The following is a 22,859-nucleotide window of genomic DNA, read 5'->3' on the forward strand; positions in this document are numbered from 1 at the left end:
GGGGGCGCCTGAGTCGGGGGCTACTCAAGTCCCCCTGTATCAGACCTGAGTAGCGGTGCTCCTGTTTCCGTGACGACTTTCGAACGGGACGCGAAGACCCTGGAGCTGCCCTGGCCGTTCACCGGGCGGCAGGACGAACTCGAGCTGATCCGCGGGTCGGTGGCGGGGGGCCGACTCGGCATCGTGGTGACCGGCCCGGCGGGGCGGGGCAAGACCCGGCTGGTCACGGAGGCCGTGCGCGGTACCGACTGTGCCAGGGTGGCGGGCACGCCCGAGACCCGCGGCCTCCCGTTCGCCGCCTTCGCGCACCTCCTGCCGGAGAGCGTCTCCCTGCATCGTGCGGTCCAACTGCTCTCAGGTGTACGGCTGTTGCTGGTCGACGACGCCCATCTGCTCGACGACGCCTCGGCCGCCCTGGTCCACCAGCTCGCCGTGCACGGCCGCACCCGGCTGGTGGTCGTCGCCACCGACGGAACACGGGCGCCGGGCGCGATCTCCCGCCTGTGGACGGGTGAACTGCTGCCGCGGCTCGCCCTGGAGCCGCTGCCGCGCGAGGAGACCGCGCAGTTGCTCGCGGCCGGTGCGGGTGGCCTGGAGGCGCTCACCGTCAACCGGCTGTTCCGCCTGTGCCAGGGCGATCTGCGGCTGCTGCGCGAACTCGTGGGCGCGGTGCGTGAACAGGGGCTCCTGGAGCGGGTCGCGGACTCGGCCGAGTGGGAGTGGCGGGGCCCGGTGCCGGTCGCCGCGACCGTGCGCGAACGCACCGCGGACCTCCTGGAGCGCACGGGTCCCGGTGAGCGCGAGACCCTGGACCGGCTGGCGTTCGGCGAGCCGCTCGCCACGGACGCCGACACGCTCGACCTTGCCGCGCTCGAAGCCCTGGAGGCCGACGGCCTGGTCCACATCGACGACCACGGCACCGCCCGCCTGGCCCACCCTCTCCACGGCCCGGTACTCCGGGCGGCGGCCGGACGCCTCAGGGCCTGCCGCCTGGCCCGCACCCCGTCCGACCGCACGGCCGCCCTGGAGACCGAGACGGCCACGCTGACGCGTGCGATCGCCGAGACGGACGTACGGGCCGTGCCGGCGCCGGTGGGGGAGTGGCTCGTGGACGAGGGCACCGGCATCCCGGCCCCGCACGCCGCCGTACGAGCCCACTTCGCCCGACTGCGAGGGGAACTCCGGGAAGCGGCGGCCTGGGCGAGGGAGGGCTTGCGCACCACCCCCGACGACCGACCGTGCCGCCTCGAACTGACTTTGGCCACAGCGCAGTTGGGGGACCCGGGGTCGGTGGCGACATGGGCGGGCGAGCCGGGGTCGGTGGCGGCACAGTCGGGCGACTCGGAGTCGGTGGGGGCACAGTCGGGCGACTCGGAGTCGGCGGCGGCGCAGGCCGGTGCCTCCGGGGCGGTGGTGCCGCGGGCAAGTGATCCGGAGCCTGCCGTCTCGGAGACGGGAGCCGACCACCGCCGATCGCCCGCCCCCTCGACCCGGCCCGGAGATCCCGGTACTACTGCCGCCTGCCGAGGGACCGCCAGGAGCGACCGCTCCTCGGACGCCCCTGCCGGACCAGCCGGTCAGCGCGCCCACCTCGCCACCGACTCCGGCACCCCCCAACCCACCCCACCCACGCCCCCCTCAGCCGGCGCAGCCACCTGGTGGGCCGCTGCTCGCGGGGATCTCGACGCCGCTCTCGGCGCGGTCGGTGCGGAGCCGTACGACGCGGTCCGGCTCGGGGCGCCCGAGCGGGCCGTCGGCAGGCTGACCGGGGTCTTCGCCGCGCACGCGGACGCGCTCGCCCGGGGCGACGGGCCCGCCCTCGACCGGGCGGCGCACGCACTGGAGGAGCGCGGTTTCCTGCTCTTCGCGGCGGAGGCCTACGCCCAGGCCGTACGCGCGCACCGCGACCCCGGCGCCGCCCGCACCGCACGCACCCGTGCCGTCGCGCTCGCCCGCCGCTGCCAGGGGGCCCGCACCCCGGCGCTGGCGGGCCTGGTCCTCGGTGAACTCACCGCCCGTCAGCGGCAGATCGTCACCCTCGCCGCCGCCGGGCTGACCAACCGGCAGATCGCGGAGAAGCTCACCCTGTCGGTCCGCACCGTCGGCAACCACCTCTACAGCGCCTACACCCGCCTCGGCGCGAGCGACCGCGACGCGCTGCCGTGCCTGGTGGAACTGCCCGAGGCACAGCCGGCCTGAGCCGGACACCGGACCGGGGCGGTCTGACCCCCAGTATTCGGGGGAGGGGTCAGGCCGCCCCCACGCACGTCGCCCACCTTCGACACCTCACGCGGCCCCGAACGCCGAGAACGCCCACCCCGTCGCCTGGTGCACCGAGTCCCCCGGCAGCGCCGCCCGCGCGTCCCGCAACGCCTCCGCCATCGACGCCCCCGCCCCGAGCCCCTTGTGCAGCGCGAGCATCAACGGCACCACCGCCTCGTCGTTGACCGGCGCACTGCACGCCACCACCCCCGCCGTACCCAGCGGCAGCAACGCGGTGACCAGGCCCAGCAGTTCGTCCGCGCCGACCGACGCGAACCGGGCGGTGTCGCAGCAGGACAGGATGATCCGGTACGGGCTGCGGTCGAGGCGCTCGAAGTCATGGACGATCAGCGGCCCGTCGGCCATCCGCAAGGACGAGAACAACGGGCTGTCCGCACGGAACGTGCCGTGCGCCGCGATATGGGCCAGCGCCGCCCCGTCCAGTTCCTCCAACACCCGCGGCACACGCGCCTCGTCGTACTCAAGGACGGTCGCGGAGCCGTGCCGTCCGGCGAGTTCCGGCACCTCGGCGCCTCCGGTCGCAAGACCGGGCCCGCGCACCAGCACCTGGCGCCCGCCGGTCGGCGCCGCCGTCTCGCGCGCCCGCAGCCAGCTGCTGGCCGACGGCGACACACTGAACACCCGCTCCCGCAGCGACGGCAGCAGCGCCCACGGCACCCGGTGCAGCCGCCCCGGCGGCACCACCACGACCGGCCCGGAACCGAGTCGCGCCGCGGCCGGGCCCAGCAGCAGCTCCTCCAGCCGCCGCCCCGCCGCCTCCACCACCGGAAGCCGCGCCTCCGCACCCGGGTGCGCGAGCCGCCGCAGCCCCGCCTGCACGTGCTCCGCCTCGCGCTCCGCGTCGGCCAGCAGTCCGCCCTCGAACCGCCGCACCCGCCCCTGCCCGCACAGCAGCGCCTGCACCCGCCCGTCGAGCACGGCCAGTTCGACCAGCCGTACGTCGTCACCGAGCCGTTCCAGCAGGCGGCCGGGGTCGAAGCGGTAGCCGTCGCCGGGCGCGTCGCCGCGGATGTGGTGGGTGCGGGAGCGGATCTCCCGTTCCAGGCGCCGCTGTTCCCGCTCCAGCGCCGGCATGGGCCGCCCCTCCATCCGGGCCGCCTCCGCACGCGCGGCGATCTCCCGGAACGCGGTCAGATCGCCCAGCAGCCCGGGGTCGGCCGGCGGGCGGGCCGGCGGGGCGGACAGCGCGGTGGCCCGCCAGCGCTCGCTCCACACCAGCAGCCGCCGCGGCCCGCCCGAGGCGAGCGAGGCCCGCGCGGCCAGCGCGGCGAGCTCCGCGCCCTGCGCGGTGGCCCGCGCCCGCAACTCCGAGGCGCCCAGGGTCGTACGGTGGTCGTCCAGCACGTCCAGGCCCCGGCGGCAGGCCTCCAGGACCCGCCGGTCGGAGCCCACGGCCCGCGCCCACAGCGCCCGGGCCGCCCAGCCCGTCATCCGCGCCAGCGGCGGCCCGCTGTGCCGGCTCCGCGCGGCGACCTCCAGATGCCGCTGGGCGTCCTCGCGCCACCCCAGGTCGAGCGCGATCCGGCCCGCCAGCAGCGAGGCCTCGGGGGCGGCCGGCGCGCCGAAGGAGGCCAGCCGCTCCGCGACCGCCGCCGCGTCCGCGACCAGCCGCCCGGAACCCCGCCCGGCGGCGACCCGCGCCTCGATCAGCACCAGCCGGGCATGCGTCTCCCACCAGGTGCGCCGCTGCCCCGCGAACAGCCGTACCGCCAGGTCGGCACGGGCGATCGCGGTGTGCGCGTCCCCCTCGAGCCGGGCCGCCCGCGCGGCGGCGAGCAGCAGTTCCGCCTTGAGGGTGGACTGCCCGCCGATGCCGTCCAGGACCTTGATCGCCGCGTCCGCCTCCGCGAGTGCCTCCCGGGCGAGCCCCGCCGCCATCAGGACCTCGCAGCGCCGGATCGTGAGCATGAACGTCGGCGTGCCGAGCTTGGCGTACCGCTCCTGCGCCTCGTCGAGGAGCCGCAGCGCGGCCGGAATGTCTCCCGACCGGAAGGCGGCGAGGCCCCGGCTCTCCACCGCGTCGGCCTTGTCGTGCTCCTGGCCCGTGGTGTCCCACAGCGCCTCCGCCGCCGTGAAGTCGGCGTCCGCCCGCTCCACCGCGCCGAGCGCCAGATGCACGGTGGCCCGCAGGGTCAGCGCCCGCGCGGTCCAGATCACGTCGTCCGCCTGCCGCAGCACCGGCACCGCCCGCCGTACGTCCTCCAGCGCCGCCCGGTGCCGGCCGAGCACCCATGAGGCGTACGCGCGCCGGAACAGGACCTGCGCCCTGGTGTGACCGCTGCTGACCGCGACGCCCCGCTCCAGTGACTCCAGACCCTGCCGGGTACGCCCCGCGTGCACCAGCGCCACCCCCAGCGCGGCCAGCGCGTCCGCCTCCCGGTCGGTCGACTCCGAGCGCGCGCCGAGATCGCGGGCCCGGCGCAGATGCTCCAGGGCGATCCGCATGTCGCCCCAGTCCCGCTGCCAGATGCCGATCACCTGGTGGGCGACGGAGGCGTGCAGCGGTGAGGGATCCGAGCCCAGTACTTCCTCTGCTCTCGCCAGCGCCTGGTTGGGGGCGGCGAACACCATCGGCAGCAGTTCGAGAACCTGGTCGCTTCCCGCCGTCACCCCAAGGATGGTAGTGGCCCAGGTGGCAGGCCACACCGGTTTGGCGCTGTATCAATCACCGGACCCGCGGCTCTGACTGACGACCGCCGCCTCAGGAGGACACGCCATGGCACCTCAGCGATTCCACGAGCAGTTCGACCAGATCCAGCGCTCCATGCCCGACGTCCCGCTGGCCCTCGGACCCGACGACGCCTCGGAGTTCATCTACGAGAAGGGTGTCGTCCTCGCCCGCGACGGCCGCGACGCGGCGCTCGTCGAGGAGACCGTGCGCAGTCACTTCACCGCGGCGACCGGCCTGACCGGCGACTACGTGCGCCGGGACAGCCCCGAGACCAACCGCTCCGGCATCACCCGCATCAAGGTCGGCGACCCGGGCCACGGCGACCGGCGCGGCGACCGCGCCGTCACCCACGCCCTGCGCGCCATGAGCGAACGAGAAGGACGCGCCGGGCACCGGATCGTCAGCCGCAACCATGTGGTCTCCATCGCGGTCAACTCCTGCCCCGGCGACGAGCCCGTGCCCGCCTCGCTCAGCCAGGGCACCAACCCGGCCCCCGCGGAAGCGGGTCACGACCCCGACACCTCCGTGGGCGTCCTCGTCGTCGACAACGGCCTCACCCACGACCACGCACTCGTGCCGCTCCTCGCCCACGTCGAGGGCGACCTGCACGGCACCGAGACCGACGCGGCAGGAAACCTCCTCCAGTACGTCGGCCACGGCACCTTCATCGCCGGTGTCCTCGCGGCCGTCGCACCCAACACCGACATCACCGTCCGCAACACCCTCAACGACGCGGGCGCCATCCTGGAGTCCGAGCTCGGCGAGAAGCTCTTCGAGGCCGTCGACGGCGGCTGGCCCGACATCATCAGCCTCTCCGCGGGCACCTCCAACGGCCGCACCGACGGACTGCTCGGCATGGACGCCTTCATGCAGGAACTGCGCGCCCACGGCACCCTGTTGGTCGCCGCCGCCGGCAACAACGCCAGCGCCAGCCCCTTCTGGCCCGCCGCCTACGCCGACCTGCCCGACTACCAGGACGTCGTCCTGTCGGTCGGCGCGCTGCGCGGGGACGGCGAGTTCGGCGCCTGCTTCAGCAACCACGGCTCCTGGGTGAAGGTCTACGCCCCCGGCGAGCGCCTCACCAGCACCCTCACCGGCTTCGACGCGCCGGTGCCGTACGCGTACCAGCACTCCACCTACGACGCCTGCCGGTACGGCTTCACCTACGTGTGCACCTGCCAGTCCCCGTCGCACGTCGGCGTGTTGAGCGAGGACGGCACCATCGCCAAGCCGGACCAGGTGATGTTCGAGGGGTACGCGCACTGGAGCGGCACCTCCTTCGCCACCCCGGTCGTCGCCGGACTGGTCGCCGCCCACATGACCGCGAACAAGGAGACCGACCCGCGTGCCGCCCGGCAGCAACTGCTCGCCGGCAACACACAGTTCGCCGAAGTGCGCGGGGCGCACGTACCGGCGCTGCGACCGGCCGGCTGGCGCCCGGTGCCGGTCGTGCAGCGTCCGGTCGGCGCATGAGGGCCGGAGTGGTCCCCTCCACGGCGTACGATGACTTGCCGTACACGAGGGGTGGGACCGTGGACCGAGCAGATGTCGGTGCGCTGGTCCAGTCCGCCGTCGACGGTGACGCGGCGGCCTGGAAGGCGCTCGTGGAGGGGCTGAGCCCACTGGTGTGGTCGGTGGTGCGCTCGCACCGGCTCTCCGACGCCGACGCGCACGAGGTGTACCAGACCGTCTGGTTCCGCTTCGCCCAGCACCTGGGGCGGATCCGGGAACCCGACAAGGCCAAGTCCTGGCTGGCCAGCACCGCGCGCCACGAGTGCCTGAAGGTGCTCAAGAGCTTAAGGCGGCTGACCGTCACCGACGATCCGCAGCTCCTGGACCGGATCAGCGAGGACCGTACGCCCGAGCAGTCGTTCATCGACTCCGAGGAAGCCGCCGCGCAGAGCGAGCGGGTGCGCCACCTGTGGCAGGAGTTCGAGGAACTCGGCGACCGCTGCCGGCAGTTGCTGCGCATCCTGATGGCCTCCCCGAAACCCGGCTACCAGGAGGTGTCCGCCGCCCTGGGGATCGCGGTGGGCAGCATCGGACCACTGCGCCAGCGCTGCCTGAGGCGGCTGCGGGCGCGGCTCGAAGCCCGGGGGGCGGTATGAGCGGCTACGACGACCTCGACGACTTCACCGAAGAGGCCCTGCCCGACGAGGAGTTCGCCCTGGACATGCTGGAGGAGGAGCTCCGGCAGGCCACCGCCATCCTGGACCCCGTGCCGCCGGCCCTGCGGCAGATCGCCGTCGAGGCGTTCGCGCTGCACGACCTGGACAGCCGTATCGCCGAACTCTCCTTCGACTCGGTGGTCGACGCCATCCCGGTGCGGGGGGCCATGGCCGCGCCCCGGATGCTGACCTTCCACGCGGGCGAGGTGACGGTCGACGTCGAACTCACCGCGCAGGGCCTGATGGGACAGGTGCTGCCGCCCCAGTCGGCCCGGATCGAGGTGCTCAGCGGCCCCCAGGCGGGCGCGCCGCTCACCACCGACGACATGGGCCGCTTCACCTGCGAGGTGTCCCCGGCGGGCCCCTTCGCGCTGCGGTTGCGCACCGGAGGGGAAGTGATCGTCACCGACTGGCTGACCGTCTGAGCCGTGAGCCGCGGCGGGGGCGGAGCGGAGGTCAGCGCAGGGCGTCCACGAGTGCGGCGAGGGACCGGGCGAGGGGGTGGATGCCCGGTCCGGCGGGTCCGCCCGGCTCGGTCATGTAGGTGTCCCGCCGGATCTCGACCATCAGGGCACTCACCCGGGGATCGCGGCCGTAGAACTCCAGCGGTACGTACGTCCCGCTGAACGGGCTGTCGAGGCCGGCCTCCCCGAACGCCTCCCGGGCCGCGGCGACCAGCTCGGGCGATGTGTGGAAGGAGTCGGTACCGAGGCAGACGGGCGGCCGGGGCCCCTCGCCGTGCAGTTCGTAGGGCAGTGGCTCGCTGGGATAGGAGTGCACGTCGATGATCACGGCCCGTCCGACGGCCTTCAGTCGCTCGGCGACGGCGTCGGTCATGGCGCGGGCGTACGGCCGGAAGTAGCGGGCGATGAGCGGCTCGGGGTCGGTGTCCGCGGGCCGGAGCTCCTCCCGGTGCGTGGTCCGCGTGTACACGGCCCCCATGCCCACGGCGAGCATCTCCTCCCGCTCGTCCGGGAACCGCTCGGGGTCCACGACCAGCCGGGAGAGCCGGTTCACGAACCGCCACGGGGTGGTGCCGGCCAGCCCGGCGGCCACCTCGGCGAGCTGCGCCGTGTGCGCGTCGACGATGTGGTCGAGCTCCCGCTCCAGCGCGGGATCGTCCAGCACGATCCCCGCCCGCACCTCGGCCGGTATCTCCCGCGCGGAGTGCGGCACATGGAGGATCACCGGTGACTCCCCGGCACCGGGCAGGAGGTCGAAAGAGGGCATACGGCTGCTCCCGGGGCGTTGTCAGTGGCGTGGTGCACCATCTCAGCATGAACATCAGCGACCAGCGGGTGCGGGCCCACCCGTTCCTCGACGCGCTCTACCGGGACGGCTGGTACCCCGACCGCGCGGTGGACCGGGGCAAGGAGATCCTGCTGCGCCTGTGCGCCCGCATCGAGACCGACCGCCCCACCGACCTGGCCGCCCTGTACGTCCTCACACAGGCGGCCACGGAGGAGTTCAACACCCTCCAGGACGACGACTTCGACATCGAGACCGTGGCCCGCGAGGAGATAGCCGAGGAGTTCCGTTTCATCGCCCGGACGTACGGCTTCGAGAACGCGGACGTGGAGGAGCTCATCGCCACCCGGGACTGGTGAGCGACCGGGCGTACGGTTGCTTGCGGCTTGCTGACCCCTGCCTCCTGCCCCCCCCCCGCGCGCCTGGCGCCTGCCGGGTCCCGACGGGCCGGGACTCCTGGTGGGCGTTCCGCGCAGGGAGCCACGCGGACCGGGTGCCGGGGTGTCGGCCGGCGGGGCCGCTGGTCAGGTCCCGGCGGTCACCCGTCCGGCTCCGACAGGCCTCCGCGCCGGACATTCCCGCCGCATGCCCCCGACAGGACCCGCCACGAACACGACCTGCCCCGGCCTCACCCCTCGGGACAGCACCCGCCCCCCGACACACCCCCGCCCCGGTCGGACCGAAGTCGACCGGGGCGGGGATCAGGGAGCCGGTGCTGTCCCTGGAGGGACTCGCGTCAGCTGAGGGAGGCCAGGGCCTCGTTCCACGTCGTCGACGGGCGCATGACCTTCGCGGCCTTCGCCGGGTCGGGCTGGTAGTAGCCGCCGATGTCGGCCGGCTTGCCCTGGACGGCGTTCAGCTCGTCGACGATCTTCTGCTCGTTCGCGGCGAGCGTCTCGGCGAGCGGGGCGAAGGCCTTCGCCAGGTCCGCGTCGTCGGTCTGCGAGGCCAGCTCCTGGGCCCAGTACAGGGACAGGTAGAAGTGGCTGCCGCGGTTGTCGATGCCGCCGACGCGACGGGTCGGGGACTTGTCCTCGTTGAGGAAGGTCGCCGTGGCGCGGTCCAGCGTGTCGGCAAGCACCTTCGCGCGGGAGTTGCCCGTGAAGTCGGCGTACTGCTCAAGGGACGGGACCAGCGCGAAGAACTCACCGAGGGAGTCCCAGCGCAGGTAGTCCTCCTTGACCAGCTGCTGGACGTGCTTCGGCGCGGAACCGCCGGCACCCGTCTCGAACAGACCGCCACCCGCCATCAGCGGGACCACCGACAGCATCTTGGCGCTGGTGCCCAGCTCCAGGATCGGGAAGAGGTCGGTCAGGTAGTCACGCAGCACGTTGCCGGTCACCGAGATGGTGTTCTCGCCGCGGCGGATGCGCTCCACCGACAGCTTGGTGGCCTCGACCGGCGCGAGGATCCGGATGTCCAGGCCCTCGGTGTCGTGCTCCGGCAGGTACGCGTTGACCTTGGCGATCAGGTTGGCGTCGTGCGCACGGGTCTCGTCCAGCCAGAACACGGCCGGGTCGCCGGTGGCGCGGGCGCGGGTGACGGCCAGCTTCACCCAGTCCTTGATCGGCGCGTCCTTGGTCTGGCAGGCACGGAAGATGTCACCGGCCGAGACCGTCTGCTCGATCAGCACGTTGCCGGCCTGGTCGACGAGACGGACCGTACCCGTGGTGCGGATCTCGAAGGTCTTGTCGTGGGAGCCGTACTCCTCGGCCTTCTGCGCCATGAGACCGACGTTCGGCACCGAGCCCATGGTGGACGGGTCGTAGGCGCCGTTGGCCCGGCAGTCGTCGACGACGACCTGGTAGACACCGGCGTACGAGGAGTCCGGCAGGACCGCGAGGGTGTCGGCCTCCTGGCCGTCCGGGCCCCACATGTGGCCGGAGGTGCGGATCATGGCCGGCATCGAGGCGTCGACGATGACGTCGGACGGCACGTGCAGGTTGGTGATGCCCTTGTCGGAGTCGACCATCGCGAGCGCCGGGCCCTCGGCGAGCTCGGCGTCGAAGGATGCCTTGATCTCGGCACCCTCGGGCAGCGACTCCAGGCCCTTGTAGATGCCGCCCAGACCGTCGTTCGGGGTCAGACCGGCGGCCGCCAGCGTGGCGCCGTACTGCGCGAAGGTCTTCGGGAAGAACGCGCGCACCACGTGACCGAAGATGATCGGGTCCGAGACCTTCATCATCGTGGCCTTGAGGTGCACGGAGAACAGGACGTCCTCGGCCTTGGCGCGGGCGATCTGCGCGGTGAGGAACTCCCGCAGCGGGGCCACGTGCAGCACGGACGCGTCGACGACCTCGCCCTCGAGGACCGGTACGGACTCGCGCAGCACCGTGGTGGAGCCGTCGTCGCCGACCAGCTCGATCTTCAGCGAGCCGGCCTCGGAGATCACGACGGACTTCTCGGTGGAGCGGAAGTCGTCCACGCCCATGGTCGCCACGTTGGTCTTCGAGTCCGAGGACCAGGCGCCCATGCGGTGCGGGTGGGTCTTGGCGTAGTTCTTCACCGAGGCGGGGGCGCGGCGGTCGGAGTTGCCCTCACGCAGCACCGGGTTCACGGCGGAGCCCTTGACCTTGTCGTAGCGGGCCTGGATGTCCCGCTCCTCGTCGGTCTTCGGGTCGTCCGGGTAGTCCGGCAGTGCGTAGCCCTGCGCCTGCAGCTCGGCGATCGCGGCCTTGAGCTGCGGGATCGACGCCGAGATGTTCGGCAGCTTGATGATGTTGGCCTCGGGCGTCTTCGCCAGCTCGCCCAGCTCGTGCAGGGCGTCCGGGATCCGCTGGTCCTCGGTCAGGTACTCCGGGAACACCGCGATGATGCGTCCGGCCAGCGAGATGTCCCGCGTCTCCACGGAGACACCCGCCTGCGAGGCGTACGCCTGGACCACCGGCAGGAAGGAATACGTCGCCAGGGCCGGGGCCTCGTCAGTGTGCGTATAGATGATGGTCGAGTCAGTCACCGGGTGCTCCGCTCCACGTCTGCAACATTGCTCGACATCAAGATATCTCGTGATCGACCCCGGCTCGACAGGGGTCCGGGCACACGTTCCCGGAACTCGTGCCGCCACCGAGGCAACGCAAGCGTCCGATCTTGTGGTCATGCAGGGTGATCACACTCGTCCGACGGCCGGACCCGACCGAACCGGCCGCCCGAGAGAAAAGCGGACCATGAGATATCGCACCAGAGTGACGGCCCCGGCAGCTCTGCTCGGCACGGTGGCGGCCCTGTCCCTGGCCTCCCCGGCACACGCGGACCCGGAGACCGGCACCACTGGCCCGGAGACCGGCACGCCCGGGCCGGAGACCCTGGGGGACGCCGTCTACCCGAGCCTCGGCAACGACGGCTACCGCGTCTCGGCGTACCACCTCGACCTCGCGTACGACGCCGCCACGCGGCTCGTCGAGGCGACGGCGACGCTGACGGTCACCGCCACCCAGGAGCTGAGCCGCTTCTCCCTGGACGCGTTGGGCCTGGACATACGCACCGTGACCGTCGCCGGTGAGCCGGCCGCCTTCGAGCAGGCGGACGAGAAGCTGCGGATCACCCCCGTCACCTCGCTGCCCGCGCGGGGGACGGCCACCGTCGTCGTGGCGTACGGCGCCGACCCGCGCCGCACCCTCGCCCACACCGCCTGGGTCCCCACCCCGGACGGCTTCGCCGTCTGCCCCCAGCCGAACTCGGCGCACACCGTCTTCCCGTGCAACGACCACCCCTCGGACAAGGCCGACTTCACCTTCCGGGTCACCGTCCCGGCCGGTCTCAAGGGCGTAGCGAGCGGCCGGCTGGTGAGCACGGAGGATCTCGGCGACGGCCGGACCGCGTACTGCTACGCGTCCCGGGAGCCGATCGCCACCGAGCTGGTGCAGATCACGGTGGGCGACTACGTGATCAAGGACAGGCAGGGTCCGCACGGCCTTCCGCTCCGGGACGTCGTCCCGACCGCCCGGGCCGCCGCCCTGGAACCGGCGCTCGCCCTCACCCCGAACCTGGTGAGCTGGATCGAGCAGCGGCTCGGCGCGTTCCCGTTCGAGACGTACGGCCTGCTGCCCTGCAACAACGACGCCTCGAACGCCTTCGACTTCACGGGCCTGGAGACCCAGACCCTCACGCTGTACAAGCCGAACTACCTGCTCCAGGCGGAGAAGAGCATCGGCTCGCACATGATGCACGAGCTGGTCCACTCCTACTTCGGCAACAGCGTCAGCCCCGCCACCTGGTCCGACCTGTGGCTCAACGAGGGCCACGCCGACTTCTACGGGCTGCTGTACCGCTACGAGCGCGGCTGGACCGACTCCCTCGGCCTGACCACGATGGAAGCCCGTATGAAGGACACGTACGCGCGCGGCGACCAGTGGCGGAAGTCCTCGGGCCCGGTCGCCGCCCCGAACGCGGTGAACCTCTTCGACAGCCAGCGCTACCTGGGCGGCGTCCTCGTCCTGTACGCGCTGCGCCGGCAGGTCGGCGAGACGGTCTTCGCCGCGATCGAGTCGACGTTCCTGGAGCGCTTCCGCAACGCCTCGGCGTCCACCGCCGACTACATCGCCGTCGCCTCGGAGGTCTCCGGCACGGACCAGTCCGGCTTCCTGCGGGACTGGCTCTACGGCACGAAGACCCCGAGGATGCCGGGCCACCCGGACTGGACGGTCACCCCGGCGGTGTCGACCCTCCGCACCCCCCAGACCCGCCCGAGCGCCCCGCACGACAACTCGGCGACCCTGTAACCGACCTGGTCGCACCAGCGCCGCCTACGGACCGACTCGACCCCGCAACGCCCTCGCGCGATCACGCTGCGTCGGGCGTTGCGGGGTCGATGGGTGGATGACGGGTGCCGGGGTGCGATTGCCGATGTGACGGGTGGGGCGCTGCTGGGTCGTGTTCGGATCAGCCAGGTGCTGAGTGCAGGACGCCGACGCGCTCGGACGCCGATGCGCGGGGCGCGCCCACGCCCGGGGCGCTGACAGACCGGGTGCTGACGGGCAGTGTGCTGGTGGGCCAGGCGCCGGTGACAGTTCGTGCCATTCCCCGGCATCCCCCACACCGCCCCGCCGCCGACCCCCCACCTAGTCGAGCCGAGTCGCAGGCAGCTCGTTCGGCTCGATGACCGTCTCCGCGCCCCGCTGGTGAGGGATCGAGACCGAGCCCTGCTGGAGGGCGACGGTTCGCGTGGGGGCCGGGATGCGGATGCCCTCCTCGCGGTAGCGCTTGTGGAGCTGCTTGATGAACTCGTGCTTGATGCGGAACTGGTCGCTGAACTCCCCGACGCCCAGGATGACCGTGAAGCCGATCCGGGAGTCGCCGAAGGTGTGGAAGCGGACCAGCGGTTCGTGCTCGGGGACCGCGCCCTCGACCTCGGTCATGACCTCGGTGACGACCTCGCAGGTGACCCGCTCGACGTGCTCGAGATCGCTGTCGTAGGCCACCCCGACCTGCACCAGGATCGTCAACTGCTGCTCGGGACGCATGAAGTTGGTCATGTTCGTCTTGGCGAGCTCGCCGTTGGGGACGACGATCAGGTTGTTGGAGAGGGCGCGGACGGTCGTCTGACGCCAGTTGATGTCCTCGACGTAGCCCTCCTCGCCGCTGCTGAGCCGGATGTAGTCGCCGGGCTGGACCGTCTTGGACGCGAGGATGTGGATGCCCGCGAAGAGGTTGGCGAGCGTGTCCTGGAGGGCGAGCGCGACCGCGAGACCGCCGACGCCCAGGGCGGTGAGCAGGGGCGCTATGGAGATGCCCAGGGTCTGGAGCACCACCAGGAAGCCGATCGCCAGCACCAGCACCCGGGTGATGTTGACGAAGATCGTGGCCGACCCCGCGACCCCGGAACGGGACGTGGTGACCGTCCGCACCAGCCCCGCGACCAGCCGCGCCGCCGCCACCGTGACGACGAAGATCAGCAGCACGGTCAGGACCTGGTTGACGGTCCGCTGAACCCCCTTCGTGAGCGGCAGCGCCGCCGCGGCGACGGCGATACCGCCCGCGATCGCCGCCGAGGGCACCACGGTCCGCAGCGCCGCCACGATCACGTCGTCACCGCCCCACTTGGTGCGGTCCGCGTGCTTGCCGAGCCACTTGAGCAGCATGCGCAGCAGGAACGCCGCCACGAGGCCCGCCACCACGGCGATGCCGGCGACGACCAGGTCGTCCATGGTGAGATCCCGTTTGAATGCCGTCACGTTGCCACCTGTTCGAGAAGTGCGGGATGTGCGATCGCATCGGCCGTGTAAAGGTTCCGTGGCCGACGCGACCGCTCATCCTGCCGTATCCGACACAGGAGTTCGTACCTGGCGGGTCGTCGGATCGCCGGGTTTCAGACGATGCCCTCGGAGAGTTCGGCCTGCTCCCGGTCGGAGTACGCGGCCGTCGTGGGCGTCCCGTACGAACGCCGGGCGATGAACCACCACACGGTGGCGAGAAGCAGGACGACGGCCAGCGCCACCGAGGCGTAGTTCATCGTGTCCACCGTCACCGGCGAGGACTGCGGCAGACAGAACAGCACCGTCACACACGCCACCCACACCACAGCCGTCCATCCGATCGGCCTGCTCCACCGGCCCAGACTCCACGGACCCGGCTGAAAACGACTCCCCGCGCGCAGCCGCAGGAACACCGGGATGGCGTACGCGGGTGTGATCCCGATGACGTTGATCGCCGTCACCGCGCCATAGGCCGTCGCCGAGTACAGGGAGGGCAGCGCGAGCACCCCGGCGACCACGACCGACAGCCACACCGCCGCGACCGGCGTCTGCGTCCGGGCGCTGACCTTCCGCCAGAGCGCCGAACCCGGCAGGGCCTTGTCCCGGCTGAACGCGAACACCATCCGGCTGGCCGCCGCCACCTCGGCGTTCCCGCAGAACAGCTGCGCCACGATCACCACGACGAGCAGCGCGCTCGCCCCGTCGGTGCCGAGCCCGTCGAGCAGGATCTGGGCCGGCGGCACCCCGGTCGCGCCGGCCCGGGTGGCGTCGTAGTCCTGGATCGCGAAGGTGAGCCCCGCGAGCAGCACGAACCCGGCGATCCACGACACCCAGATCGAGCGCACGATGCCCTTCGCGGCCGACACCGAGGCGTTGGAGGTCTCCTCGGACAGGTGCGCGGAGGCGTCGTAGCCGGAGAAGGTGTACTGCGCGAGCAGCAGGCCGATCGCGGCCACGTAGACGGGGTTGTGCCAGCCGGTGTCGTTGACGAACTCCGTGAACACGAAGGACGGCGACTGGTGGCTGTCCGGGACGATCCACAGGGCGCCGACGATGACCGCGACCCCGGCGAGATGCCACCACACGCTGACCGAGTTGAGCACGGAGACCAGCCGGACACCGAACAGGTTCAAGACGGCGTGCAGTAAGAGGATTGCCACGAAGATCAGCATCGTCTTCCCCGGCGTCGGCTCGAAGCCCCACTGGAGGTTGGCGAACGCGCCCGCGAACAGGGCGGCGCCGTAGTCGATGCCGGCGATCGCGCCGAGCAGCCCGAGCAGGTTCAGCCAGCCCGTGTACCAGCCCCAACGGCGCCCGCCGAGCCGGTCCGCCATGTAGTACAGGGCGCCGGACGTCGGATACGCGCTGGTGACCTCCGCCAGCGCGAGTCCCACGCACAGCACGAACAGACCGACACCGGCCCAGCCCCACAGCATCACGGCGGGACCGCCCGCGCCCATACCGAAGCCGTACAGGGTCATGCAGCCGGACAGGATCGAGATCACCGAGAAGCTGATCGCGAAGTTCCCGAAGCCGCCCATGCGCCGGGCGAGCACGGGCCGGTAGCCGAGCTCCCGCAGCCGCTGTTCCTCGTCGGGCTGCGGGACGTCCGGGGATATCGACGGTTCGGATGACATGCGAAGACCTCCGGTGAAGGGGCGGGAGTGGTACGGATGTCAGGTGCCGTGTGCCGCGGACCGGCTGCGCGCCCGCGCCTGGAGGAAGATCTGCACGCCCTCGGCCTGCTCGCCGTCGGCGTCGGCGCGGTAGGACCACGGCAGGGGCGTGTAGTACGGGCCGAGCGCCTCGAAGACCCGGGTCGCCTCCTCGAACCGCAGCGCGCCCCACAGCGCGTGGGCGAGGTGGTTGAGGTCCAGCGGGGTGCGCTCCTCGGCGGGGGCCTGCGCGAACCAGCCGTCGTGCGCCCGGCCCGCCTCCCGGACGGCGTCCTCCGCCACCCAGTGCAGGTCCAGCGCCGCACTGTGCCCGCTGCCGCGCCGGTACCGCTCGACCCGCACGTACAGCGGCAGCACGTGCAGCGCGGAACCCGGCGGGGCCGACCCGGCGGCCCAGTGCGCGAAGCCGACCGCCTCCGCCAGCCGCCCCGAGGAGGCCTGCGCGTACAGGAACTGGAGCATGCGGTGGTGGGCCTCGCGGTTGTACGGGTCCCGCTTGTCGGCCTCGGCCAGCAGCCCCCACGGCCCCGGCGGCAGCATCGGCGCCGGCGGCTCCGCCCGGTGCTCCTCCCACAGCAGCCGCTGGTCCAGCTGCGCCAGCGCCAGCAGACACACCCACGGCACCGGGTCGTGGGCCGCGACCCGGGCGGCGGTCCGGCTGACGTCCCAGGCCTCGATCCACAGTTCGTGCGTACGGCGGTGCCGCTCGCGCCGGGCCCGCAGTGCCCGCTCCACCGCGACCCGGGCCCGCATCACCGTGGCCGGCACACTGCCGGGCTCCTCGTCCAGCCAGGTCCGCACCACGTCGGTGCCCGCGGCCGCCGCGGCCAGCACCTGGGTGCGCCGGGTCCACTGCCACCAGGCGGTGGTCCGCTCCAGCAGGCTGCGCATCGACATCCAGCGCCCGGCACGGACCTCCTGGAGGGCCGCCCGCAGTTCCGGGTCGTGACCGGCGGGATCGTAGACGGGGCGTGCTCCTTCTCTGGCCATCACCCGCCCGCCCCGGACACGGGACCGGGCAGGACGGCGAGGTGGAGTAACAACAGCCCTCCTCGGGGCGGCGGTTGAGGAGATCGCGTGGGACGGCGGTCACTATAGGGGCGGGGAATCGCCCGCACACCACCATCCCGATCATTGCGAACGTCTTTTCACAACAGGGGAGTTGACTGGTGATCAGCCAGTCAACGGACCCGATGCGCGGCTGGTGGGGGCCGCTTGACGGGACACGGAGGGCGACGGCAGGCTGTCGGTCAGTGATCACTCGGGAAGGGACGTCATGGGCGGTCCGGTGCTCGCCGTCGACCAGGGCACGTCCGGCACCAAGGCCCTGGTGATCTGCCCCGAACGCGGCGTCATCGGCACCGGGTTCGCCGAGGTACGGCCCCGCGCTCTGCCCGGCGGCCTCGTCGAGGTCGATCCCGCCCAGCTCCACGACTCGGTGGTCGAGGCGGGTGCGCGTGCGCTGGCCGAGGCGGGTGAACCCGTGACCGCGCTGGGCCTCGCCAACCAGGGCGAGACCGTGCTCGCCTGGGACCCGGCGACGGGCCGGCCGCTCACCGACGCGCTCGTCTGGCAGGACCGCCGGGCGTCGAGCGTGTGCACCGAACTCACCGCTCACGCGGACGAGTTACGGGAGCTGACCGGCCTCCCGCTGGACCCCTACTTCGCCGCGCCGAAGATGGCGTGGATACGACGGCACCTCACCCGCGAGGGAGTCGTCACCACCAGCGACACCTGGCTGGTCCACCGGCTCACCGGCGCCTTCGTCACGGACGCCGCCACGGCCGGACGCACCCAGCTCCTCGACCTCGACCGCGCCGAGTGGTCACCGCGCGCCCTCGACCTGTACGGACTGGCCGACGAACGGCTCCCGGAGATCGTCGACAACGCCCGACAGGTGGGTGTGACAAGGGAGTTCGGCCCGGAGATCCCGCTCACCGGCCTGGCCGTCGACCAGCAGGCCGCCCTGCTCGCCCAGCGGATCACCGCACCGGGCGGCGCCAAGTGCACCTACGGCACCGGCGCGTTCCTGCTCGCCCACACCGGGTCCGTGCCCCGACGCGGTGGGTCGGGGCTGGTGAGCTGTGTGGCCTGGCGGCTCGGCGGACGGACCAGCTACTGCCTGGACGGCCAGGTCTACACGGCCGCGTCGGCGGTCCGCTGGCTCACCGACCTGGGCGTCATCAAGGGCGCCGCCGACCTCGACACGGTGGGCGGCTCGGTGCCGGACAGCGGCGGGGTCACCTTCGTCCCGGCCCTCGCCGGACTCGCGGCCCCCTGGTGGCGCGGCGACCTGCGCGGCTCGCTCACGGGGCTGGGCCTGGACACCGGCCCCGGGCACGTGGTGCGCGCCCTGTGCGAGGGACTGGCGGCCCAGGTGGTCGAGCTGGCCGAGGCCGCCGCGACGGATCTCGGCTCACCCCTGGACACCCTCCGCGTCGACGGCGGCCTCACCCGCTCCGCCCTGCTCCTGCAGACCCAGGCCGACCTGCTGCAACGCCCGGTCGAGGTGTCGGCCCTCCCGGACGCGACGGCCCTGGGCGTGGGCGCACTGGCCCGCCTGGGCGCCGAACCCGCCCTGTCCGTCGCCGACGCCCTGCCGGACTGGAAACCGGCCGCGGTGTACGAACCGCGGGTCTCGCCCGAGGAGGCGGCGGAGCGACTGGCGGTCTTCCGAAGCGCGGTCACGGCACTGCTCGAAGGAACGCCCCGATGACGCGCCCCGCAGGGGCGCGGGGAACTGCGCGACCAGCCACGACGCAGCCGCAGTCGAAAGTTGTCACCGTAACCCGGCAGGGTCCCCTTCCATCGTCGCCGTACGACGTCACGATCGTCGGCGCCGGAGTCGTGGGCACCGCCATAGCCCGCTCCCTCGCGCACCACCCCCGCCTCCGCCTCGCCCTCGTGGACGCACAGGACGACGTGGGCCAGGGCAGCTCGAAGGCCAACACCGCCATCCTGCACACCGGTTTCGACGCCACCCCCGGCACTCTGGAGGCCCGCCTGGTCCGGGAGGGCGCACACCTGCTCGCCGAGTACGCGACCGCGACCGGCATCCCCGTGGAACCCGTCGGCGCCCTCCTCGTCGCCTGGAACGAGGACCAACTCGCCGCCCTGCCCCGCCTGGTGGAGAAGGCAGAGAGCAACGAGTACTTCGCCACCCGCTTGTTGAACCGGGCCCAGCTCTACGACCGCGAACCCCACCTCGGCCCCGGCGCGCTCGGCGCCCTGCACGTGCCCGGCGAGAGCATCATCTGCCCCTGGACGACGAACCTGGCGTACGCCACCCAGGCGGTCCGCAACGGCGTCGGCCTCCACCTCAACACCCAGGTCAGGACGGTCGGCCGACACCACGGCCACCACGTCCTCGACACGGCACGCGGCCCCCTCCGCACCCGCTGGCTCGTCAACGCCGCCGGACTGCACGCCGACACCCTCGACCGCGCCCTCGGCCACGACGACTTCACCGTCACCCCGCGCCGCGGCCAACTGCTCGTCCTCGACAAGTTCGCCCGCGACCTCGTCCACCACATCCTGCTGCCCGTCCCCACGGCACTCGGCAAGGGCGTCCTGGTGGCCCCCACCGTCTACGGCAACGTCCTGCTCGGCCCCACCGCCGAGGACCTCGACGACAAGCGGGCCACCCTCTCCACCGCCGAAGGACTGCGAGCGCTCCGCGACCAGGGCCGCCGCATCCTCCCCGCGCTGCTCGACGAGGAGGTCACCGCCGTCTACGCGGGCCTGCGCGCCGCCACCGAGCACGAGGACTACCGCATCACCGCGCACCCGGAACAGGCGTACGTCACCGTCGGCGGCATCCGCTCGACCGGACTGACCGCCTCGCTCGCCATCGCCGCGTACGTGACGGACCTGCTCGCCGACAGCGGACTCGACCCCGGGCCCGCCGCGGACCTGGACCCGGTCCGCATGCCCAACCTCGGCGAGGCCTTCCCGCGCCCCTACCAGCGGCCCGAACTCATCGCCGCCGACCCGGAGTACGGCACCGTCGTCTGCCACTGCGAGCGGGTGACCCGGGGCGAGATCCGCGACGCGCTCACCGCCACGATCCCCCCGGCGGGACTCGACGGACTGCGCCGCCGGACCCGGGCCCGGGCGGGGCGGTGCCAGGGGTTCCACTGCGGGGCGGCGGTACGGAAGCTGTTCGAGGAGGTGCCCAGGTGAGCCGGGTGCGCCAGGTGGACGTCCTGATCGTCGGCGCCGGCCCCGCGGGACTCGCGGCCGCCGCCCGTCTGGCCACCGCGCGAGTGCCCCGGGTCGAGGCAATGGACCGCGAGTCACAGGCCGGGGGAGTACCACGCCACTGTGCGCACGGCGGCTACGGCACCTGGCGGCACCCCCTGACTGGCCCCGAGTACGCCCGACTGCTCGTCACCGCCGCCGAGGGCGCCGGAGCCGTCGTACGCACCCACGTCACCGCCCTTGACTGGGCGGGCCCCCTGGCACTGCACACCGTCGGCCCCGGTGGCCCGGAGACGATCGAGGCACGCGCGGTCGTCCTGGCCACCGGCGCCCGGGAACGCCCGCGCTCCGCACGGCTGGTGCCCGGCACCCGGCCCGCGGGCGTCTACACGACGGGCGAACTCCAGCAGGCCGTGCACCTGTACGGACAGCGGGTCGGCGAACGCGCTGTCGTGGTCGGCGCCGAGGACGTCTCCTACGCGGCCACCGCCACCGTACGGGCCGCGGGAGCGGCGGTCGTCGCCATGGTCACCGACCTCCCCCGGCCGCAGACCACCATCGCCCGCGCGGCCGACGCCCGGCTCGGACAAGGGATCCCGCTCCTCACCGACACCACGGTCACCGAACTCCTCGGCCACGGAAGGCTGTCCGGGGTCCGCGTCCGGCACCACGACGGCCGGACGGCCGTACTGCCCTGCGACACCGTCGTGTTCACCGGCGACTTCGTGCCCGAGCACGAACTGGTCCGGCGCGGCGGCCTCGCCCTCGACACCGGCACCCGCGGCCCGGTCGTCGACGGCTCGCTGCACACGTCACGGCCCGGCGTCTTCGCCGTCGGCAGTGTGCTGCACGCCGTGGAGAGCGCGGCGACCGCGGCCCGGGAGGGTGCGCACGTGGCCGGTGCCGTTCTCGCAGCCCTCGCGGGAGCCGAACCTCCCGACCACGTCCCCCTGCTGGTCGAGCCGCCCCTGCGCTGGATCGCCCCCAACCGGGTCACCCCGGCCGACCGCGGACTGCCGTACGTCCTGCGCACGAGGGTCCCCCTGAGCCGGTCCCTCCTGCACGTCGCTCAGGACGGCCGCACACTGCACCGCCAGGCCCTGCTCCGGGCCCTTCCGAACCGGACCCTCACCCTGGCCGCCCGCTGGACACACCGAGTCGATCCCAAGGGCGGCCCGGTGGCCGTCCGGATCACCTCACGGTGACGTCCCGCGGCCGTCGGCCAGATCCCCCCGGTGGCCCCCGTGCCCGTCGGTCGGATCACCGCGCGGTGACCCACCCGTGCCCGCCCGTCAGATCACCTTCAGCCGCACCAGCGCGCCCAGCGTCAGCGCGCCCGGTACCAGCGGTACCCAGACCGTGATGATCCGGTAGGCGAGCACCACCGCCGTCGCCACGGCCGCCGGGCCGCCCGCCGCCACCAGCGCCGCCACCAGGGCCGCCTCCACCGAGCCGACCCCGCCCGGCGTGGGCACCAGCGCCACCGCGCAGGTCGCCGCGAGGTAGGCGAGCGCCATGTGCACGGGCGGCACCGAGAGCCCGAGCGCCTGCCCCACCGCGGCGAGCCCGGCCGCCTGGAGCGCGGGGAAGGCCAGCGAACCGCCCCACAGGGCGAGGGCCCGGGACGGGCGGGAGTGCACCGAGCGCGCCTCGCCCAGCGCGGTCCGCAGGAAGGAGCCGACGGCCGTACGGACCCGGCGGACGCCCGCGAGCACACCCACGGCCACCACCACGACCGCGCCCAGCCCCAGCAGCAGCGGACCGGCCGCCGTGTCCGGCAGCAGCGCGCCGAGACGCAGTGCGTCGGGGAAGGCGACGAACAGCGCGGCCAGCAGGGCGAGCCGGCCGACCGACTCCGCCAGCAGATACAGGGCGAGCGCGGCCGAGGAGCGGGCGAGCGGCACCCCGCACACGGTCATGAAGCGCAGGTTGACCGCGCTCGCGCCGAGGCCCGTCGGCAGCAGGTGGTTGGCCGCGCCCGCCGCGAACTGCGTGGCCAGCAGCCGTCGCCGGGGCAGCCGCTGCACCACGGCGCCCTGCCGGGTGAAGGAGGCGGCCACCCAGGTCAGACAGGTGGTACCGGCCGCGGCGGCGAGCCACGGCCACTCGGCCTGCCGCAGATGGCCGAAGCCCTCGGCGAGCACGGACCGGTGCCGCACGGCCACGACGGTGACGAGCAGGAGCGGGACCAGACACAGGATCTGGCGGATACGGCGGACGGGGAAGCGCTGGAGTGGGCGTCCCTGGGGGAGTTCTACCGCGGTCACATCGGGAGAGGTTTTCCTCGGCGCGCCAACTGCGGGTAGCGGCAGCGGGGCCAGGGTCTTACGTGCGGTCATCGAGTCCTTCGGTCGAACGGACGGGTCCTTCGGCCGGGCGGAAGTCGTCCGGCCGTTGACCTCAACAACGCTTGAGGTCCTAA

Annotated in this window: 16 protein-coding genes; 9 read left to right on the plus strand and 7 right to left on the minus strand. The window is 72.9% G+C overall.

The window, feature by feature from the left end:
• Positions 1-69: 69 nt before the first annotated feature.
• Positions 70-2,199 (plus strand): helix-turn-helix transcriptional regulator, encoded by a 2,130-nt coding sequence (locus tag AC2XR2_RS38415; RefSeq protein WP_491517614.1) that lies wholly within the window; start codon positions 70-72, stop codon positions 2,197-2,199.
• An 87-nt stretch (positions 2,200-2,286) separates the two neighbouring features.
• Here AC2XR2_RS38415 and AC2XR2_RS38420 read toward each other — a convergent pair whose 3' ends face one another.
• Positions 2,287-4,854 (minus strand): CHAT domain-containing protein, encoded by a 2,568-nt coding sequence (locus tag AC2XR2_RS38420; RefSeq protein ID WP_491518571.1) that lies wholly within the window; start codon positions 4,852-4,854, stop codon positions 2,287-2,289.
• A 145-nt stretch (positions 4,855-4,999) separates the two neighbouring features.
• Here AC2XR2_RS38420 and AC2XR2_RS38425 point away from each other — a divergent pair, with 145 nt between their 5' ends.
• Genes AC2XR2_RS38425 through AC2XR2_RS38435 form a run of 3 tightly spaced genes read left to right on the plus strand, consistent with a single transcriptional unit; the run spans position 5,000 to position 7,547 of the window.
• On the plus strand, positions 5,000-6,427 hold the full coding sequence (locus AC2XR2_RS38425; RefSeq protein ID WP_449350386.1) for a S8/S53 family peptidase: 1,428 nt from the start codon (positions 5,000-5,002) through the stop codon (positions 6,425-6,427).
• Between the two features lie 59 nt (positions 6,428-6,486).
• Positions 6,487-7,062, plus strand: coding sequence for an RNA polymerase sigma factor (locus tag AC2XR2_RS38430; protein WP_330263034.1), 576 nt, complete (start codon positions 6,487-6,489; stop codon positions 7,060-7,062).
• Complete coding sequence (locus tag AC2XR2_RS38435) at positions 7,059-7,547, plus strand: hypothetical protein (RefSeq protein ID WP_491517615.1); 489 nt, start codon at positions 7,059-7,061, stop codon at positions 7,545-7,547. Before AC2XR2_RS38430 ends, AC2XR2_RS38435 begins: the two co-directional genes overlap by 4 nt.
• Positions 7,548-7,578: 31 nt before the next feature.
• On the opposite strand, the gene AC2XR2_RS38440 is transcribed toward AC2XR2_RS38435, so the two are convergent.
• Complete coding sequence (locus tag AC2XR2_RS38440; protein ID WP_449350385.1) at positions 7,579-8,352, minus strand: N-formylglutamate amidohydrolase; 774 nt, start codon at positions 8,350-8,352, stop codon at positions 7,579-7,581.
• 47 nt (positions 8,353-8,399) lie between these two features.
• Here AC2XR2_RS38440 and AC2XR2_RS38445 point away from each other — a divergent pair, with 47 nt between their 5' ends.
• Positions 8,400-8,729, plus strand: a complete 330-nt coding sequence (locus AC2XR2_RS38445) for a DUF5713 family protein (protein WP_330263031.1) — start codon at positions 8,400-8,402, stop codon at positions 8,727-8,729.
• 377 nt (positions 8,730-9,106) lie between these two features.
• On the opposite strand, the gene AC2XR2_RS38450 is transcribed toward AC2XR2_RS38445, so the two are convergent.
• The gene (locus tag AC2XR2_RS38450; RefSeq protein WP_449350384.1) at positions 9,107-11,326 is read right to left on the minus strand and encodes an NADP-dependent isocitrate dehydrogenase; all 2,220 of its coding nucleotides are present in this window, start codon (positions 11,324-11,326) and stop codon (positions 9,107-9,109) included.
• A 208-nt stretch (positions 11,327-11,534) separates the two neighbouring features.
• Between AC2XR2_RS38450 and AC2XR2_RS38455 the strand changes: the two genes are divergently transcribed.
• Positions 11,535-13,088: a M1 family metallopeptidase gene (locus AC2XR2_RS38455; RefSeq protein WP_491517616.1), complete on the plus strand. Its 1,554-nt coding sequence runs from the start codon at positions 11,535-11,537 to the stop codon at positions 13,086-13,088.
• 339 nt (positions 13,089-13,427) lie between these two features.
• On the opposite strand, the gene AC2XR2_RS38460 is transcribed toward AC2XR2_RS38455, so the two are convergent.
• The 3 genes from AC2XR2_RS38460 to AC2XR2_RS38470 all read right to left on the minus strand — a co-directional run bounded on the left by AC2XR2_RS38460 (position 13,428) and on the right by AC2XR2_RS38470 (position 17,227).
• Positions 13,428-14,513, minus strand: a complete 1,086-nt coding sequence (locus tag AC2XR2_RS38460; RefSeq protein WP_491518572.1) for a mechanosensitive ion channel family protein — start codon at positions 14,511-14,513, stop codon at positions 13,428-13,430.
• Between the two features lie 161 nt (positions 14,514-14,674).
• Positions 14,675-16,198, minus strand: coding sequence for an amino acid permease (locus AC2XR2_RS38465; RefSeq protein ID WP_391194459.1), 1,524 nt, complete (start codon positions 16,196-16,198; stop codon positions 14,675-14,677).
• A 39-nt stretch (positions 16,199-16,237) separates the two neighbouring features.
• Positions 16,238-17,227 (minus strand): hypothetical protein, encoded by a 990-nt coding sequence (locus AC2XR2_RS38470; protein ID WP_330263027.1) that lies wholly within the window; start codon positions 17,225-17,227, stop codon positions 16,238-16,240.
• Positions 17,228-17,513: 286 nt separating this feature from the next.
• Here AC2XR2_RS38470 and AC2XR2_RS38475 point away from each other — a divergent pair, with 286 nt between their 5' ends.
• From AC2XR2_RS38475 to AC2XR2_RS38485, 3 genes are read left to right on the plus strand one after another with little or no spacing between them, the layout of a single operon-like run.
• Entirely contained in the window at positions 17,514-18,953 is a 1,440-nt protein-coding gene (locus tag AC2XR2_RS38475; protein WP_491517617.1) for an FGGY family carbohydrate kinase, read from the plus strand.
• Positions 18,950-20,419 (plus strand): FAD-dependent oxidoreductase, encoded by a 1,470-nt coding sequence (locus tag AC2XR2_RS38480; RefSeq protein WP_491517618.1) that lies wholly within the window; start codon positions 18,950-18,952, stop codon positions 20,417-20,419. The genes AC2XR2_RS38475 and AC2XR2_RS38480 overlap by 4 nt, the downstream gene beginning before the upstream one ends.
• Complete coding sequence (locus AC2XR2_RS38485) at positions 20,416-21,642, plus strand: NAD(P)/FAD-dependent oxidoreductase (protein WP_491517619.1); 1,227 nt, start codon at positions 20,416-20,418, stop codon at positions 21,640-21,642. Before AC2XR2_RS38480 ends, AC2XR2_RS38485 begins: the two co-directional genes overlap by 4 nt.
• An 87-nt stretch (positions 21,643-21,729) precedes the next feature.
• On the opposite strand, the gene AC2XR2_RS38490 is transcribed toward AC2XR2_RS38485, so the two are convergent.
• Entirely contained in the window at positions 21,730-22,704 is a 975-nt protein-coding gene (locus AC2XR2_RS38490; RefSeq protein WP_491518573.1) for a lysylphosphatidylglycerol synthase transmembrane domain-containing protein, read from the minus strand.
• Positions 22,705-22,859: the final 155 nt, after the last annotated feature.

The organism is Streptomyces sp. LS-MS-L19 (genome assembly GCF_058382285.1).